The 14,090-nt window shown below is 62.5% G+C and carries 17 protein-coding genes; 9 read left to right on the top strand and 8 right to left on the bottom strand.

Going from position 1 to position 14,090, the window contains the following annotated elements:
* Positions 1-13: 13 nt before the first annotated feature.
* The 3 genes from LHL23_RS04075 to fabA are packed head-to-tail and all read right to left on the bottom strand — an operon-like array spanning position 14 to position 2,596.
* Positions 14-805, bottom strand: coding sequence for an enoyl-ACP reductase FabI (locus tag LHL23_RS04075; protein ID WP_222479285.1), 792 nt, complete (start codon positions 803-805; stop codon positions 14-16).
* Between the two features lie 6 nt (positions 806-811).
* Positions 812-2,041, bottom strand: coding sequence for a beta-ketoacyl-ACP synthase I (gene fabB, locus LHL23_RS04070; RefSeq protein ID WP_226428893.1), 1,230 nt, complete (start codon positions 2,039-2,041; stop codon positions 812-814).
* Positions 2,042-2,086: 45 nt separating this feature from the next.
* Positions 2,087-2,596, bottom strand: a complete 510-nt coding sequence (gene fabA / locus LHL23_RS04065; RefSeq protein ID WP_039158860.1) for a bifunctional 3-hydroxydecanoyl-ACP dehydratase/trans-2-decenoyl-ACP isomerase — start codon at positions 2,594-2,596, stop codon at positions 2,087-2,089.
* A 217-nt stretch (positions 2,597-2,813) separates the two neighbouring features.
* On the opposite strand from fabA, the gene irrA reads away from it, so the two are divergent.
* Positions 2,814-3,230: an iron response transcriptional regulator IrrA gene (gene irrA, locus LHL23_RS04060; RefSeq protein ID WP_222479289.1), complete on the top strand. Its 417-nt coding sequence runs from the start codon at positions 2,814-2,816 to the stop codon at positions 3,228-3,230.
* On the opposite strand, the gene LHL23_RS04055 is transcribed toward irrA, so the two are convergent.
* The gene (locus tag LHL23_RS04055) at positions 3,195-4,127 is read right to left on the bottom strand and encodes a LysR family transcriptional regulator (RefSeq protein ID WP_226428892.1); all 933 of its coding nucleotides are present in this window, start codon (positions 4,125-4,127) and stop codon (positions 3,195-3,197) included. The two genes, irrA and LHL23_RS04055, sit on opposite strands and share 36 nt — an antisense overlap.
* A 99-nt stretch (positions 4,128-4,226) precedes the next feature.
* Here LHL23_RS04055 and LHL23_RS04050 point away from each other — a divergent pair, with 99 nt between their 5' ends.
* Positions 4,227-5,024, top strand: coding sequence for a phytanoyl-CoA dioxygenase family protein (locus LHL23_RS04050; RefSeq protein WP_222479292.1), 798 nt, complete (start codon positions 4,227-4,229; stop codon positions 5,022-5,024).
* 79 nt (positions 5,025-5,103) lie between these two features.
* On the opposite strand, the gene LHL23_RS04045 is transcribed toward LHL23_RS04050, so the two are convergent.
* From LHL23_RS04045 to LHL23_RS04035, 3 genes are all read right to left on the bottom strand, one after another.
* The gene (locus LHL23_RS04045) at positions 5,104-6,048 is read right to left on the bottom strand and encodes a radical SAM/SPASM domain-containing protein (protein WP_226428891.1); all 945 of its coding nucleotides are present in this window, start codon (positions 6,046-6,048) and stop codon (positions 5,104-5,106) included.
* Between the two features lie 527 nt (positions 6,049-6,575).
* On the bottom strand, positions 6,576-6,749 hold the full coding sequence (locus tag LHL23_RS04040; RefSeq protein WP_226428890.1) for a DUF1328 domain-containing protein: 174 nt from the start codon (positions 6,747-6,749) through the stop codon (positions 6,576-6,578).
* Between the two features lie 36 nt (positions 6,750-6,785).
* Complete coding sequence (locus tag LHL23_RS04035; RefSeq protein WP_226428889.1) at positions 6,786-7,205, bottom strand: hypothetical protein; 420 nt, start codon at positions 7,203-7,205, stop codon at positions 6,786-6,788.
* 88 nt (positions 7,206-7,293) lie between these two features.
* Between LHL23_RS04035 and LHL23_RS04030 the strand changes: the two genes are divergently transcribed.
* From LHL23_RS04030 to LHL23_RS04020, 3 genes are all read left to right on the top strand, one after another.
* Positions 7,294-8,025: a Crp/Fnr family transcriptional regulator gene (locus tag LHL23_RS04030; RefSeq protein WP_222479300.1), complete on the top strand. Its 732-nt coding sequence runs from the start codon at positions 7,294-7,296 to the stop codon at positions 8,023-8,025.
* A 189-nt stretch (positions 8,026-8,214) separates the two neighbouring features.
* A complete protein-coding gene (locus LHL23_RS04025; protein WP_226429040.1) occupies positions 8,215-8,385 on the top strand; it encodes a DUF1328 domain-containing protein in 171 nt (56 codons plus the stop codon).
* Between the two features lie 126 nt (positions 8,386-8,511).
* A complete protein-coding gene (locus LHL23_RS04020) occupies positions 8,512-9,009 on the top strand; it encodes a Dps family protein (RefSeq protein ID WP_226428888.1) in 498 nt (165 codons plus the stop codon).
* A gap of 192 nt (positions 9,010-9,201) precedes the next feature.
* On the opposite strand, the gene LHL23_RS04015 is transcribed toward LHL23_RS04020, so the two are convergent.
* Positions 9,202-10,017, bottom strand: a complete 816-nt coding sequence (locus LHL23_RS04015; protein WP_226428887.1) for a response regulator — start codon at positions 10,015-10,017, stop codon at positions 9,202-9,204.
* A 29-nt stretch (positions 10,018-10,046) separates the two neighbouring features.
* On the opposite strand from LHL23_RS04015, the gene LHL23_RS04010 reads away from it, so the two are divergent.
* Genes LHL23_RS04010 through LHL23_RS03995 form a run of 4 tightly spaced genes read left to right on the top strand, consistent with a single transcriptional unit; the run spans position 10,047 to position 14,085 of the window.
* Positions 10,047-10,304, top strand: a complete 258-nt coding sequence (locus LHL23_RS04010) for a NepR family anti-sigma factor (RefSeq protein WP_226428886.1) — start codon at positions 10,047-10,049, stop codon at positions 10,302-10,304.
* A complete protein-coding gene (locus tag LHL23_RS04005) occupies positions 10,297-10,854 on the top strand; it encodes an RNA polymerase sigma factor (protein ID WP_226428885.1) in 558 nt (185 codons plus the stop codon). The genes LHL23_RS04010 and LHL23_RS04005 overlap by 8 nt, the downstream gene beginning before the upstream one ends.
* The gene (locus LHL23_RS04000) at positions 10,851-12,623 is read left to right on the top strand and encodes a sensor histidine kinase (RefSeq protein WP_226428884.1); all 1,773 of its coding nucleotides are present in this window, start codon (positions 10,851-10,853) and stop codon (positions 12,621-12,623) included. Before LHL23_RS04005 ends, LHL23_RS04000 begins: the two co-directional genes overlap by 4 nt.
* Complete coding sequence (locus tag LHL23_RS03995; RefSeq protein ID WP_226428883.1) at positions 12,601-14,085, top strand: phospholipase D family protein; 1,485 nt, start codon at positions 12,601-12,603, stop codon at positions 14,083-14,085. The genes LHL23_RS04000 and LHL23_RS03995 overlap by 23 nt, the downstream gene beginning before the upstream one ends.
* Positions 14,086-14,090: the final 5 nt, after the last annotated feature.

Below are 14,090 nucleotides of genomic sequence, written 5' to 3'. Positions count from 1 at the left end.
TACAAGCAGCTGATCACAGGTGATCCGGCTGCGGCATTCCCAGGATGTGGAACCCGCCATCGACCCGGATGATTTCGCCGGTGGTGCAGGCGCCGGCATCCGATGCCAGGTAAACTGCAGTGCCGCCGACCGCTTCCAGCGTCGCGTTGTCGCGCAGCGGCGCATTCTGTGCGGTGTGTTTGAAGGTCTTGCGCGCGCCGCCGATTGCGGCCCCGGCCAGGGTCTTCATCGGGCCGGGAGAGATCGCGTTCACGCGGATGCCTTCCGGGCCCAGATCATTGGCCAGATAGCGGGTCGCGGATTCCAGCGCCGCCTTGGCCACACCCATTACGTTGTAGTTCGGAACCACCTGGTTCGAACCCTGGTACGTCAGGGTCAGCAGGGTGCCGCCGTTCTCCTTCATCAGCGGGTGGGCACGGCGCGCCACTTCGATGAAGGAATAGGCTGAAATATCCAGCGAGTTCTTGAAGTTCGCCCGCGTGGTATCCAGGAAGCGCCCGGTCAACTCGTTCTTGTCCGAATAGGCAATTGCATGGACCACAAAGTCAATCGCGGGCCAGCGGCCTGCCAGCTGCTCGAAAGCTGCGTCCAGCGACGCATCGTCGGTCACATCGACGTCGACCATGAAATCCGAACCGACGCTCTGCGCCAGCGGCTCCAGCCGCTTGCCAAAGGCTTCACCCTGGTAGGTAAAGGCCAGTTCGGCCCCGGCTTCCGCCATGGCCTTGGCAATACCCCAGGCGATGGATCGGTCATTGGCCACGCCCATAATCAGGCCGCGTTTGCCTGTCAGCAGTCCCGCCATCGTCACTTATCCCTTGTACTTGCTCAGAACCATCGAGCCGTTGGTGCCGCCAAAGCCGAAGCTGTTGGTCATCACCGAGTCGAGGCCGGCGTTTTCCACCAGGCTGGTGGCAATCTCACCCGGCAGGATGCCTTCGGCGAGGGTGTCGACATTGATCGACGGGGTAATAAAGTCGTTGTCCAGCATCAGGAGGCAGAAGATTGCCTCCAGCGCACCGGCAGCACCCTGGGCGTGGCCGGTCATCGATTTGGTCGAAGAGATCGGCGGCACGTTGCCCTCGCCAAACACCCGGCGGGCGGCTTCGACTTCGCCGACGTCGCCGACCGGGGTCGAGGTGCCGTGTGCGTTGATGTAATCCACCTTGCGCCCTTCGGGCAGGGTCGACAGCGCCAGGCGCATTGCCCTCTCGCCGCCTTCGCCGGACGGGGCCACCATGTCGTGGCCGTCGGAAGTTGCGGCAAAGCCTGTTACTTCGGCATAGATCTTGGCGCCGCGGGCCAGCGCGTGCTCCAGCTCTTCCAGCACCACGATGCCGCCGCCGCCGGAGATCACGAACCCGTCGCGGTCCTGGTCGAACGCGCGCGAGGCTTTCTCCGGCTCGTCGTTCTTCTTGGAGGACATCGCGCCCATGGCGTCGAACAGGCAGCTGAGGGTCCAGTCCAGCTCCTCGCCGCCGCCGGCGAACATCACGTCCTGCTTGCCCATCATGATCTGTTCAGCAGCATTGCCGATGCAGTGCAGCGAGGTCGAGCAGGCGGAGGTGATCGAGTAGTTGATGCCCTTGATCTTGAACGCGGTCGCCAGGTTCGCGGAGATCGTCGAGGACATGCACTTCGGCACCGCAAAGGGGCCGATGCGCTTGGTGGCGCCGGTTTTCAGCACCGTCTGATGCGCAGTCAGCATGGCCGAGGTCGACGGGCCGCCGGAGCCTGCCACCAGGCCGGTGCGCTCGTTCACCACCAGATCTTCGGACAGGCCCGCGTCGGCAATCGCCTGGCTCATGGCGATATGGGCATAGGCCGCACCGGGGCCCATGAAACGCAAAGTGCGCTTGTCCACATGCTCGGCGACGTCGATCTTCAGCGTGCCGGCCACCTGGCTGCGGAAGCCGTGCTCAGCCATTTCCGGGCTGGCAACGATGCCGGATTTCCCGGCCTTCAAAGAAGCGGTGACCTCTTCGGCATTGTTCCCGATGGAGGAGACAATCCCCAAACCGGTGACGACGACGCGGCGCATGTGCGTACTCCTGTTCCTGTGACTTTTGTCCTGCCGGAAAGCGTATCAGCTTTCGGACAGGGCCACTTTCATATCCTTGACCTGATAGATCACTTCACCGTCTGCTTCCACGATGCCATCGGCAACGCCCATGGTCAGGCGGCGGGTCTGCACCGCCTTGGTGAAGTTGACGCGGTAGGTCAGCATCTTGCGGTCCGGGCGCACCATGCCGGTGAGCTTCACCTCACCCACACCCAGCGCATAGCCGCGGCCCTGCCAGCCGCGCCAGCCCAGGTTGAAGCCGGTCAGCTGCCACAGGCCGTCAAGGCCCAGGCAGCCGGGCATAATCGGGTTGCCGGGGAAGTGGCAGTCAAAGAACCACAGGTCCGGGGTGATGTCGAATTCTGCAATCACATGGCCCTTGCCATGTTCGCCGCCGTCACCGGAAATCTCGGTGATACGGTCCATCATCAGCATCGGCGGCGCCGGCAGCTGTGCATTGCCGGGCCCGAACAGCTCGCCCCGCGCGCATTTCAGCAAATCGTCCTTGTCAAAGCTGCTGGGGTAATCGGCCATCCGGGCGCATCTCCTGCCTGAGGTTCGTGTATATATACATCTGGCTCCCTGTAGCACCCGGCCAAAGGGTCCTGCAAGGGTACCCCGCGTCACTTCCTGCGCTGATTGTGCCACAGGCGCACCGGAAACGGCCTGCCAGCTGCGAATGAATTTCATTTGAAAAACCCCGGGTGTTGCTCCTATATATACGGTCAGCAACGCGAAGCAGGACCTGCTCATGACGCCAAACAGCGAAGAAGTGGCCACACGCTGGCTGACAGATGCCGGGCTGAGACCCACCCGGCAGCGGGTTGCGCTTGCCGAATTGCTGGTGGGCGATGGTAAGCACCGCCATATCACGGCGGAAAGCCTGTTCGAGTCGGCCAAGAAAAAGGGGGCCGCGGTTTCGCTGGCCACCGTGTACAACACGCTGCGCGCCTTCTGCGATGCAGGCGTGCTGCAGGAGATCCCGCTGGACGGCTCCAAAAGCTATTTCGACACCAACACCCACGACCACCCCCATTTCTTCTGGGAGGATGAGGGCCGCGTCAGCGATGCGCCTGCACAGGAACTAGTGATTCACAAGCTGCCGGAAGCGCCCGAGGGGATGGAGATCGCCTCAGTCGACGTGGTGATCCGACTGCGCAAGGTCTGACCCGGCGGCGCCCAGTTCCCTTTGCAGAATGCGGTAGGCCTGATGGGCTGCAGAGGTCTCTGGCAGCTCTGCATGTGCTGCCAGAATCACCGGTTCCTCTGCCCCCGGATCGGTCACCCGGACCGTGCACAAAGGTTTGCCGTCATAGCTCATGCCGCCGGGCGGCAGGCTGTAGCTGATGCCAACTCCCTCGCCATTGGCTGCCAGGCTGCGCAGGAGCTCCAGCGAATCTGCCCTGTGAGCGATCCGCGGCACCAGCCCGTGCGCCTTGAACAGTCCCAGAATATGCTGCACCGACAGCCCCTCCTGCGACAGCACCAGCGGGTGCTGTGCCAGCTCAGCCAGAGATATGCCGCCGCGGCCGGCCAGCGGATGGTCCGGCGGCACCAGCGCATGCGGCGACAACCGGTCCAGCTGTGCCCGGCTGAAGCCCGCGTCCAGCCCCAAATCATAGGTGACCGCAAAATCAGCCTCGCCCTCTGACAGGGCAGTGATCAGAGGCTCAAAACCGCAGGCCCGGTGGCTGATCTCCACCTCTGGCATGGCCAGACGCAATGCTTTCAGGGCAGGCGCCAGCAGGAAAGGGGCAAGGTCGGAAAAGCAGACCAGCACCAGCCTCTTTTGCCCGGCGCCCGCAGCCTTGGGATCCTCCAGAAGGGCAGCTTGTTCCAGCAGCGCTTGGGCTTTTTCTGCAAACAGCCTGCCCTGCGGCGTCATTGCCAGCGCCGCCCCGCGGCGGCGCAGGAAAAGGGTGTGGCCCAGATGATCTTCAATCCGGCTTAATGCAGCGGAGAGCGCGGGCTGGCTTACATGAACGGCATCAGCCGCGGCTGACAGGCTGCCGTGCCGGGCCACAGCGCAGATATATTCGTAGTGGCGCAGGGTGAGATATAACATGTGTGGAAGGGTATATTAATAAGATATGATTTGAAACTATGCCCGGGCCGCGGCAGGAATGGCGCATCAGAATTGCATCATTCAGCAGCGGAGGCAGCAATGGTCCACCCCCTCATCACCCCGGAGCATGTCGAACAATACCAGCGCGACGGCGTGGTCCTGATCCGCGGGCTGTTCGCGGACCAGGTTGAGCTGCTGCGTGCAGGCGTTGCTGCGAATATGGAAAACCCCGGGCCGTATGCCTCGAACAATGAAAAAGCGGGCCAGACCGGGCGGTTCTTCGACGACTACTGCAACTGGACCCGCATTCCTGAGTTCCAGCAGGCGATTGAAGACTCCCCAGTCGCCGAAGTCGCCGCCGACTTGATGAAATCCACTTCGGTGCAGATGTTCCATGACCATGTGCTGGTCAAGGAGCCGGGCACCTCGATGCCGACCCCCTGGCATCAGGACGGCCCCTACTATTTTGTCGAAGGCGAACAGACCATCAGCTTCTGGTCGCCGCTGGATGAGGTGAAGGAAGCCACCCTGCGCTGTGTGGCCGGCTCGCACAAATGGGAGAAGGAAGTGCTGCCGACCCGCTGGGTATCTGAGGAGGACTTCTTCCCGGATGAAGGCCAGTACATGCCGGTCCCGGACCCGGATGCCGAAGGCATGACCGTGCTGGAGTATCCGATGCAACCGGGCGACGCGGTGGCCTTTAACTACAAGATCCTGCACGGCGCCCGCGGTAATACCTCCGCCGCGCGCCGGCGCGCCTTTTCGCTGCGTCTGGTGGGGGATGATGCGCGTTATGTGGAACGCCCCGGCCGCACCTCGCCGCCGTTCCCGGGCCATGAGATGCAGCCCGGCCAGCGCCTGCGCGAGGATTGGTTCCCGATCCTGCTGCAGCGGTAAAGGGGAGGGGGCGTTGCCCCCTCAGGCCTTTGGCCTTCACCCCCCAGAGCATTTTTGCAAAGAAGTAGGGCCGGGCAGGCTATGCCTTCAGGTCGCGCCGGATGCCCATATTTTCGGCGTTTGAGAAGGAGCAGGTCTTGCAGATGCCGAATTGCTTGAGGAAGCCGCGCTTGCGGGCGCGGGCGGCCTCGTCTGAGCGGTAGGCGGCGAGGAAACCGTCCTTCTCAACGTTGGGCAGCTGGATTACCTGGTCGTAGTCGATGCAGCACAGGCCCAGATCGCCGTTCCAGAACACCACCGACTGGAACAGCGGCACCGTGCACAGCGCGTGGCTGGTGTGCCGCGGGTGGCGGCGGAGCTTTTTCTGGCGCGGCAGGAAATGGGCGAACTCGCGCTTCTGATCGGCGGAGGTGTAGGAGCCGATCGAGAAGGTCTTGAACCGCACCCTGTCAAAACCCGCCTCGCGCGCCCAGGCTTCCATCTCATCCATCTGCGGTTCGGAATAGCTGGTCAGCAGCGTCTGCAGCACCGTGACAGGGGTTTTGAAACCCAGCTCCTTCTTGATGTTCAGGAACTCCTCGATGCTGGCTTTGACCTTGCCGAAGTCGGAGTTGACCCGGTAAATCTCCTGCGCCTCCTTGGAGAACCCGTCCATGCAGAGATTGACACGCGCCAGTCCGGAGCGGACCAGCCGTTCGCTCATCTCAGGGGTCAGGCGGGTGGCATTGGTCGACAGGTAAGTGTCGTGGCCGTTCTCATGCGCATAAGCGATGAAATCGGGCAGGTCCTTGTGCAGCGTCGGCTCACCCGAAAAACTGAAGTAGATCGCCGGTTTCTCCGGCTGGTCTTTGAAATCGTCGATGATCTTGCGGAACACAGCTGGCTTCATCATGCCGCGCTTGCGCTGCATCGCAAATGTCACCGGGCAAACCGGGCAGCGCAAGTTGCAGCTGTTGGTGGCGTCGATGATGATGATCTTCGGCGGGCGCCGGAAGAAAGACAGCGGCAGCAGCCGCGCCAGCATGTGTAGCGCCCGTTCGTGCAGACCCGGAGGATTTGCAGGAAGATCAGGCTGCGCAGACTCCGGTTTCAGATCAGGGGCTGGGGCGAGATCCTGCATTTGGCTGTCTCCGTGTGGTGCTTGCACCGTCAACCTTAATCGCTAACGGCTGGCTGGCAAGCATTTGACCGGTCACAGCCCGTTAGTTGTGCGTGATCGCCGGCCGGCCAAAGCGTGGGGGGGCGCTGCAAGGGATCATTGCCGGGTGGATTTCCTGCGCCGGCAAGGCCTGGCCGTTTGCCGGGCTTGCGCGTCAGTCTTGTCCCCCCTTGCGATACTCGGACAGCGCGGCCGGCGCAGCGCATGGTGTTTCAGGAAGCTTTCCGCCTTCTCAAAGCATGACTGCCGCGGGAAACACGCACTGCCGCAATAGCGGATAACAGCGCGCGCAACCCAGAAACGCCGGATGGCGGCCTTCCCCCCGGACCGGCCGCCATCCGGTACCGCATTCCCAAGCCGGCAGGCCGGCTGAACGCGGTACGTGCGCCGCCTTAGACCGGCGGCTTACCTTTCATCGCACGCGCAACCATCGCGATGACAAACAGGACCAGGAAGATAACAAAGAGGATCTTCGCAATCCCTGCAGAGGCGCCGGCGATGCCGCCAAACCCGAGCAGCGCTGCAACCAGAGCGATTACCAGAAACGTAAGTGCCCAACCAAGCATGTCTTTCTCCTTTGACAGGGCTGCCAGAAACAGCAGTCAGGAAACCAACCCGGGAAAACCTGTTTGGTTCCCTGCGCCATGGTTGCGAGGGGGCAGATGGGCCAGGATCATCCGGGTGGAAACCGGCCTGGCAAGCACCGGCCAGCGCAGCCGCGGCGACCGCGCGTCCAGTTCATTTTCGGCCATGCTCCCCATCAGAACGAGCCTGCCGCCCCGGCTCTGGACCCTCCTGTCGATCTTCAGGCGCGCCACAAGTTCCGTACCTGCTTCCACGAAGGCCACGGCTATACGCTGGTAGCCGGCAAGAACTGACAGCGCGACCTTGTGGCCCTGTTGCACACTGATCTCAGCGGACGGGTCGTAATCGATAATCGCATCGCAAATATCGCATGTGACCAGATAGTCCCTGGAGGCGATCAGGTAGATATGCGCGCTTCCGCGGTCGGACGTATCCATTGAACATGCTCCCCCTGCACCCCGGTATTTTGGAACTTTTCCGGTCCTCATGCATTAAACTGCGACATAGCCGAGGAGGGGGAAGATCATGTCTGCGACCGCCTGTCAGAACTGCCCGTTGCGCAAACGGGCCATTTTCACGCCAATGTCGCGCGAGGAAGTCGGCTTTACCCAGGAATTCAAGACCGGAGAAATGGTTGTAGATGCCGGAACCACGATCCTCCTTGAGGGATCCAACAGCCCGCAGCTCTTCACGGTTCTGAAGGGGATGGGAACGCGCTACAAAACACTGGAAAACGGGCGGCGGCAGGTAATCAATTTCCTGTTCCCGGGCGATTTCGCCGGGCTTCAGGCCGGGCTGATGGGCGAAATGAAACATTCCGTCGAAGCCACCACCAGCATGACATTGTGCGTGTTCCGCAGGGCGGCGCTGTTCGAACTGTTCGAGCGGCACCCGGAGCGGGCGTACGACCTGACCTGGATTGCTGCCGTCGAGGAGCATTTCCTCGGTGAAACCATCGCCTCGCTGGGGCAGCGCGATGCCCGGCAGCGCATTGCGTGGGCCTTGGTGCGGATGTATCAGCGGCTGCAGGCCGTCGGCATGGAGGTCAAGAACGCTGTGCCGCTGCCCTACCGTCAGCAGGACCTTGCGGATGCTCTGGGCCTGTCGCTGGTGCACACCAACAAGATGCTGAAAATCCTTCGCAGCAGCAAACTGGCGGAATGGACCAATGGCATGCTGAAAATCAGGAATTTGCCGGCGCTTGCCGAAATGGCCTTGGTGGACCTGGATGCTCCCGATTTGCGGCCGCTGATCTGACGGGCGGCCAGCCCAATCCTTGTGCCTGCGGGTGCTGCAAGTGCACCTGCGAAACCATTGGCCCAAGCCGCTCGCCGGGATGCGGCAGCGAGCCCCCTGGCAAGTGAGGGGCAAGGCAGTCCACAGCCATGGAACATTTTCCGGGGGTGCGGGTTGAATACATACACCACGCAACTGAAAGGATACGCCATGCTTTACTGGGCACTCGTTTTCCTGGCCGTTGCTGTCATCGCCGGCGCCTTCGGGTTCGGCGGCATTGCCTCGGCCTCCGCAGGAATCGCACAAATCCTGTTCTTCATTTTCCTGCTGCTGTTCGCGGCAGTTCTGATTGCGCGCCTCCTGCGCAAAGGCACTTCCTGACACCCAGGCCGCCGGGGGCGCGGGCGCGCGGCTCCCTGCAAGCCCGGCGGAGGCGAAGCGGAACTTTCTTCCCGCTCATGGGTTTACTCCCAGTCATCAAACTATGGACCAGAAAAGGAGTTTCCCATGACTGGCGCGCTTTCCGCCGTTCCAAGCCCCGACAAAGTTGAAACCGGTGTGAAGGACACCGGCGCAATTGCCGAGGGCTTGGCGGATGTGCTTGCAGATACATACCGGCTTGTTTTCAAAACCCACGCCTGCCACTGGAATGTGGAAGGCCCGGCGTTCTACTCGATGCACAAGCTGACAGAGGAGCAGTACGAGAACATGTTCACGGCGGCCGATCTGCTGGCCGAGCGTATCCGCGCGCTGGGGCATCTGGCCCCGTCACGGATGGACGAGGTGCTGAACCGCTCGAAAATCGAGGACCCGGACGGTGATCTCAACGCCGGGCAGATGGCCCAGGATTTGGCTGCAAGCCACGAGCGTATTGCCCACAGGCTGCACGCCCTTGCGGAGGTCGCCGGCCGCCGCCGCGATATCGTTACCGAGGATCTGGCAACCGCGCGCTCGGCCTTCCACGAGCAGGCGGCATGGATGCTGCGGGCAATCGCCAAGTCGTGACGCCCCAAGCCGGCTGTCTTCCTGCCCGGGCTCCCGGCTGTCAGGAAGACAGCCAGGCGCTTGGAGGGACGTCAGCCAAAACTTCGCCTTATTTGCATTGGGTGTGCAATCGTTCAGCACGCCGTAGAACGGAAAAAGCCCGGGCCGCAGATGCAGCCCGGGCTGTGCAAACAGGTCTCACCCGATCAGCCGTCAGGCCTTCAGTGTTTCGGTTGAGGAAAAAAACATTGCCTGGCTTACGGCGGAACGAACCTGCTCTTCGGTGTAGGGTTTGGAGATCAGGAAGGCAGGCTCTGGCCCTTCGCCGGTCAGCAGGCGCTCAGGATAGGCTGTAATGAAGATCACCGGGCGGTCGCCGTGTTCGGCAAGAATGCCGTTCACCGCATCGATGCCGCTGGAATTGTCGGCCAGCTGGATGTCCGACAGTATCAAATCGGCCGGCGCATCAGCTGCAAGATCCTTGGCGCGGGCTTCGGTGCGGGCGATGCCGGTCACGCTGTGGCCCATTCCGGTGACAATAGCCTCCAGGTCCATCGCGATGATGGCCTCGTCCTCGATGATCATGATGTTGCCCGCGGTCGAACGTGACATTTCATCATAAGCGATTGAAATCAGCTCGGAAGCCTCGCCCTCGCTTACTTCCATGATGGTGCCGGTGTCGGCTGCGCTGAAATCTTCAATGGTGTGCAGAAGCAACGCCTCACGGGTGTTCGGCGTCAGTTGCCGCAGGTGCTTCTGCGCCTTGGCCGCAAGCCCGGTATCCGTCTCATAGTCACCTGCCGGTCCGCCCGACGAGGCCCAAATCGCGTGGAAAACCCGGAACAGTGCCACTTTGGGCGACAGGCTGCTGTCATATTCGGCTTCGCCCGCCAGGATTGCCTCCAGCGCTGCCAGGGCATATTTGTCGCCGCTGCTTTGGCTGCCTGTCAGCGCCCGCGCGTACCGGCGCAGATAGGGCAGGTTGGCTCCAATCTGGCTGGCGATCAATTCTCCCGGTTGAGAGGTCATTTTGCGACGTTCCTTTTTTTGCAATATACATGGAACTATACGCGCCCCGGGACGTTTGGTTCCAGAAACTGCGCAAAAAAATGATGGATTGCATGACACAGCCCCCACGTGCCCGGCCGCGCAAGGAGCAGGCCGACCGCGAAATCGATGAGAACCTGAAGCGGGCGTTCAATGAGGTAGCCAGCCAGCAGGTGCCGGACCGGTTTACCGAACTGCTTGAGCAGTTGAGAAAGCAGGAAACGCAAAAACCGTCCGGGCAGTCTGAGGAGGCCGCCTCCGATGACTGATGTTCAGGCCGACCCGAGAGACGACTTGGTCAATCACCTTGGCGCTCTGCGCGCTTTTGCGGTCAGCCTGACACGCAACAGCGCCACGGCGGACGATCTGGTGCAGGACACCTTGGTCAAGGCATGGACCAACATCGATAAATTCGAGCCCGGCTCCAACATGCGCGCTTGGCTGTTCACGATATTGCGCAACACCTTCTACTCGCTGCGCCGCAAGCGCAAGCGCGAGGTCGAGGATGCGGACGGTGTCCTCTCCGAGAAACTGGCGCAGAAACCCGAGCACGACGGGCGGCTTCACATGCGGGATTTCGCCTCTGCGTTTGCGCAGCTGAACGATGAGCAGCGCGAGGCGCTGGTGCTGGTTGGGGCGGGCGGATTTTCCTATGAGGAGGCGGCAGAGATGTGCGGCGTGAAGACCGGCACAATCAAAAGCCGGGTCAACCGCGCGCGTGCCCGCCTGACAGAACTGATGGATCTGGACGAGCAGAGCCAGATGGAACTGACAGACAGCGTTACTGCTGGGATCGTTGCCCAGCAAGGCGCTGCATGATCGCAATGCCGCGGCGGCTGGCAGGCGGGTTGTTTCTGCGTCTTGCGGCGCTGATGACCTTTGCCCTGCTGCCGCTTGGCCTGATTGCGCTCTACCAGACAAATGCCGTCGTCGACGAAGCCACCCGGCTGTCGCATGCATCTCTGCTGGACCGCACCGAACGGGCTGCGGCGCGGGAAAGGAAACTGCTGCAGCGGGCAGGCGGGGCAACCGAGGGGCTGGCGGCGGCCATTCTGCCGGTGGCCGAAGACAGCCGCGGCTGCAGCGCGCTGCTCAGAGCCTTCACCGAGGGCCCGAACCCCTTTACTTTCGCCGCCTTCGTCACCCCGAATGGCCAGGTGGATTGCGCTTCAGACGGCCAGGCCCGGGACATGTCCGGCAACTGGCTGTACCTGAAGGTCCGGCAGACGTCGCAGCTGTCCTTCGCCCTGGGGCGCGATCTCCTGGGAGAAGACCGCTCCTATCTGTTGGCTGCCAGCCCGGTCCAGCGCGATGGGATACTGCTGGGCTACATTGCGATCGCGATTCCGCACAAGGTTACGCCAATTCAGCCGGGCACAGACATCCGGGGCGAAGGCATTGAATTCGTCACGGTTGATGCGCAGGGGGAAATTCTTTCCGCCACATTACCCGGTCCCGAAGCGCCGGAGGTGCTGCCGGTGTCGGTGCCGCGTCGGGATCTGGTGAACCGCGTAGGGGATACGTTTTTCGAGGACGCCCGCTCCGGCAGCGAGCGCTTTTTTGCAGTGACCGAAATCCTTCCCGGTCAGGTGGTTGTCGTCGGGAGCTGGCCGGTGGAGGATGCCATTCTGGCGGCCAGAAATCCGGCGTCCCTGATGACTGTGGCTTTTCCTGTCCTGATGTGGCTGGCGGGCGTCTGTGTTGCGATCCTCGGCCTTCAGCAGTTGGTGATCCGGCCCCTTAGTGCACTGCGCAAGGCCATGCGGCGCTACGCGCTGGGAGAGCGGGAAGACCCGAAGCTGGAATTGAAGAACCCCCCGCGCGAGTTCGAGGAAGCGCAGCAGTCCTTCAACCGGATGGTCGCCATCCTCAGCGAAGCTGAGCGGCGGCGCGAACTGGATCTGGAAGAAAAGACCATTCTGCTGCGCGAGGTTCATCACCGGGTCAAAAACAACCTGCAGCTTGTGGCATCGATCATGAACATGCAGGCCCGCGGCGCCCACACGCCCGAAGCCCGGCGGATGCTGTCGCAGCTGCAGCGGCGGGTGCGCGGCCTGGCCACGATCCACCGCCATTTGAACACCAACCCCGACATCACCACCGTGGACAGCCGCGAGCTCATCCGCGAACTGATCTCCGAAATCGGTGCAATGAACGTCAGGGCGGGGCAGGAAGTGGCAATCCAGACCGATCTGGCGGAAATCCCGCTGTCCCAGGATCAGGGCGTTACCCTGTCGATGCTGGTGTCCGAGGCGATGACAAACGCGGTCAAGCATCTCGGCATCCCGGAGGGCGGGCGCCCTGAGATACAGGTCAACCTGCGCGAAACAGCTGAAAACTGGCTTGAGCTTGAAATCATAAATACCAGGGGCCGGCCCTTGCAGCATCCGGAAGAGCATATTGCGGGAGGCGGGATCGGCGCACGGCTGATGATGGCTTTTGCTGCCCAGCTCGAAGGGGACGCCAGGACGGTGGAGACCGAGGACAGCTTTGTCTACCGGCTGGGCTTCCCTGCCGTTGCGGGAGCTGTGCCGCCGGACGAAACCCAGAAAGAACAGGACGAGGATGCAGCAGAACCCGCAGCGTGACGACCATGGCTGCCCGGAGTTTGCAGTTCTGGTTACGGCCGAGCAGGCCTGGCCAGCCTTTGAACGTGCGGTTCTGCAGGCCAGGACGGAGATTACAGCGAGCTTCCGCCTCTTTGACTTGTCCACCGGCCTGCTCAGCGCTGAGGCGCGCGAAACCGGTGACACCTGGGCGGATCTGATTGCCGCCGCCTTGCGCAGCGGCGTGAATGTCCGTCTGGTGGTGAGCGACTTCGACCCGGTGATGGCCGCGCCTCTGCACGCTGCCGCGCAAAGAACGTTGGATCAGGCCCGGGAAATCCGTGACGGGCTTGCGCCTGAGGAAGCCGCGCGGCTTTCCGTAACTGCTGCGCTTCATCCGGCCCGGGCCGGGATCCTGCCGCGGCTGGCATTTTCGCCCTTTGTGCTGCGCAAGCTGCGGAAGCTGCCGCGGCGGTTGCGGCCCTCAGCCGCGGAAACCGGGCTGCCGCAGCTTTATCCCGTGTCGCATCACCAGAAGGTCGCGGTGGTTGACCGCGAAACCCTGTATATCGGCGGGCTGGATCAGAACCGCCGCCGGTACGACACCCCGGACCATGATCAGCCGGCGTTCAAGACATGGGCGGATGTGCAACTGCTGCTGCGCGGCCCCGAGGCCGAGGAAGCCGCCGCGCACCTGGATTGCTTCCTCGAGGACGTGGCGCAGCGCAGAACGCCGCCCGAAGGCCGCCACATCCGCCGCACCCTGTCTGTTCCGCGCCGTGCCGGTTTCTGGGCGCTGTCGCCAAAAACAGTCCTGCGCGAGATTGAAGAGGATCACCTGGCTGCCTTTGCAAGTGCCAAACGCCTGATTTATCTGGAAACCCAGTTTCTGCGCTCCAGCGTCATCGCCCGCGGTCTGGCCGACGCAGCCCGGCGCAATCCGGACCTGTCGCTGATCCTGATCCTGCCTGCCTTGCCAGAGGACGTCGCCTTTGACGGCAATCAGGAGCTGGATGCCCGCTATGGCATGGCGCTGCAGGCGGAAGCGCTGGAGACTGTGAACGCGGCCTTCGGCTCCCGTGCCTGCATTGCCAGCCCGGTGCAGCGGCGCATGGCAGCCCGGGATGCGCCTTCGACGCTGGCTGGCTCACCGATGATCTACCTGCACAGCAAGGCGCTGATCACGGACCGGGACTTTGCCCTGGTCGGTTCGGCCAATTTGAACGGCCGGTCGATGCGCTGGGATACGGAGGCGGCCTTGCGGATCACCCGGCAGGACCGGATCGCACGGCTGTGGCAGGCGCTTGCCCGGCATTGGTGGCAGGAGGACCTGCCAGCGGAAGCGCTGGAGCTGGAGAATGCAGCCGACTGGTGGCAGCAGGAAATCCAGCGCAACCAGGTGCGCCGTCCGGAAGCCCGCCGCGGACTGCTGGTGCCGCATGACCCGGACCGGATGGCTGAGCTGCAGCAGCCCCTTCCCGGAGCGACCGAAGACATCGTCTGACCTGC

Origin of the sequence: Leisingera sp. McT4-56 (assembly GCF_020514995.1) — a bacterium.
Lineage (GTDB): Bacteria > Pseudomonadota > Alphaproteobacteria > Rhodobacterales > Rhodobacteraceae > Leisingera > Leisingera aquaemixtae_A.
Note: the sequence above shows the minus strand (reverse complement) of the source record. Positions and strands in the feature narration are given on the sequence as shown.